2 protein-coding genes are annotated in these 2,237 nt (G+C 43.9%); one reads left to right on the forward strand and one right to left on the reverse strand.

Annotation, left to right across the window (positions count from 1 at the left end; translation table 11 throughout):
• Positions 1-212 precede the first annotated feature (212 nt).
• Positions 213-1,250 carry a glycosyltransferase family 4 protein gene (locus F6K53_RS37855; RefSeq protein ID WP_293062669.1) on the forward strand — a complete coding sequence of 346 codons (1,038 nt, stop codon included), beginning with the start codon at positions 213-215 and terminating at the stop codon, positions 1,248-1,250.
• A 519-nt stretch (positions 1,251-1,769) separates the two neighbouring features.
• Here the strand turns inward: F6K53_RS37855 and F6K53_RS37860 are convergent.
• Positions 1,770-2,237, reverse strand: a 468-nt coding sequence (locus F6K53_RS37860; protein WP_293084850.1) for an HAD-IA family hydrolase, incomplete at its 5' end; no start/stop codon positions are given.

The following is a 2,237-nucleotide window of genomic DNA, read 5'->3' on the forward strand; positions in this document are numbered from 1 at the left end:
TTAAATAAAACTTAAATTAATTAACCTATCTACACCTGTATGGTAGAGACTTACTCTCGGAGCATGTAGATAGATTACGTCTAGCTTCTTCCCAAAAGCTAAAAACTTTCTGTAAGATAGCAGAATCGGTTTTTATTTGTGATAAAAGCACCGTTTTAAGTTTTACTAGCTCTCAATCAAGCTAATTTAGAAGATTTTTGGAGGACTATGATATGCGGATAGCTCAAGTTTCCCCCTTATGGGAGAGAGTTCCCCCACCAGGCTATGGTGGTATCGAACTAGTTGTGAGCCAACTCACTGATGAATTAGTTCGTCGTGGTCACGATGTCACCCTATTTGCCTCTGGAGATTCCATCACTATCGCTAAACTAAAGTCTGTGGCTCCTCAGGCGTTGCGCCTTGACCCCTCCGTAGAGGCACCAATAGTTTACGAACTACTGCAACTGGCTCAGATTGGCGAGGTGGCTGATGAGTTTGACCTAATTCACTTTCACACAGGGATGATTACCTTTCCGGTGATTGACTTGTATAAGACCCCTGTGGTTCATACCATGCATGGTCGCTTCGGCAATGATATTAGCAAGGCTTATGCGCGATACAGCCACATACCCCATATTAGCATCAGTAATCATCAGCGGTCATCCGGACCAGAGATGAATTATGTTGCTACGGTTTACAATGGTGTTAAAATAAAAGATTATCCGTTCAATCCAAAAGCAGCCGATGACCCCCCCTACTTAGGGTTTTTGGGTCGTTTGTCAAAGGAGAAAGGCCCTCATCATGCGATCAGAATTGCCCGTGAAACTGGCTGGAACTTGAAAATGGCGGGCAAGCTTGATGTAGTTGACCGGGAATTCTTCGAACAAGAAATTGCTCCGGAAATCGACGGTAAACAAATTCAATACTTGGGTGAAGTGAGCCACGAAGAGAAGGTGGAATTATTATCCAAAGCCAGCCTGACCCTCTTTCCGATTATCTGGCCCGAACCTTTTGGTTTGGTAATGATTGAGTCAATGTGTGTTGGCACTCCAGTGATTGCCACGAACTTTGGCGCTGTACCGGAGGTGGTGGCCGACAAGAGAACTGGCATAATCTGTGCCAATCCTGAGGACATGATAGCTGCCATTCCAGAAGCTCTTAAACTCTCTCGCGAAGAGTGCCGTAAGTATGTGGAAGAGACCTTCAGTGTTCCCAATATGGTTGATGGCTATGAAGCAGCTTATCAGAAAGTGCTAGAACAGCATAAGTAAGCTAATCCCAAAACTTCAGCTCCTGTCAGTGCAGTTTAATCGTTTAGATCAGCGCTTTTCGCCTTTTCCAGATAATTATAGGAAATCGGGACACAAAACTCCCCATATTCATGGGGCAGATGTAGCCCACCACGGCACTTTTAAGTGCGGTGAATCTGTTACTATGAAAACGTGAAGGCCAGTAGGAACAACCATATACAGTTTTGAAAGAATCTAGTTCAATCTAGTTAAGGAAAAATCCCTGCGAACCAGATCACTACTAGCTCGACTAGCCTACCTATAGGTGGCAAGCAATGGTAGTAATTCACTCCAAACATAAACACGAAATAGAGAAGTCCTGAGTTGCTAAGTTCATTGAGTTCTGAATAAGAAACAATGACAGCAAATGATTTATCTTAAACTGATTTATTTTAATCGGCACTTGCTACTCAGTACTCAGGACTATAACTAAAAAAATATGGCTGGGTGAATTAGACTTCACCCAGCCAATTTAGTTCCAAATATTTAGTTTTAAATACCCTAACAAGGAATTAAACGATTCCCTGCCAATTGTTTGTGGAGGTTGCTCCAGTGTACGCCTTCGAGACTGGGTAACACCAGGTGAGCTGCTCCAACTCGTTCAACTGGACCAAGTCCTACAGCCCACATACCAGCAGCTAGAGCGGCTTCGACACCAGACCCGGCATCTTCTACTACTACACAATAAGCGGGTTCCAATCCCAACTGCTGTGCTGCGTGCAAGAAGAGATCTGGTGCTGGCTTAGAGCGGGTCACACTGTAGCCGTCAGAAATTGAATCAATGCGATCGCTAATACCCAATCGTTCCATAACTTCCTTGGCATTTTTGCTACCGGAGCCAATGGCAACTTTGATACCAGCTTCCTTGAGTTCAGTCAGTAACTCAAGAGCTCCAGGTAGTAAGTCAGTCTTAGAGATGTTCTTGATCAATTCCAGATAGTACTTATTTTTGCGATCCATCATCTCTTG

This window comes from Moorena sp. SIO4A1 (assembly GCF_010672065.1).
In the GTDB taxonomy this organism is placed as follows: domain Bacteria; phylum Cyanobacteriota; class Cyanobacteriia; order Cyanobacteriales; family Coleofasciculaceae; genus Moorena.

What these genes read in the sequence shown, in the direction of transcription:
- F6K53_RS37855 (WP_293062669.1), top strand. Translation starts at nt 213, where the DNA reads ATGCGGATAGCTCAAGTTTCCCCCTTATGGGAGAGAGTTCCCCCACCA.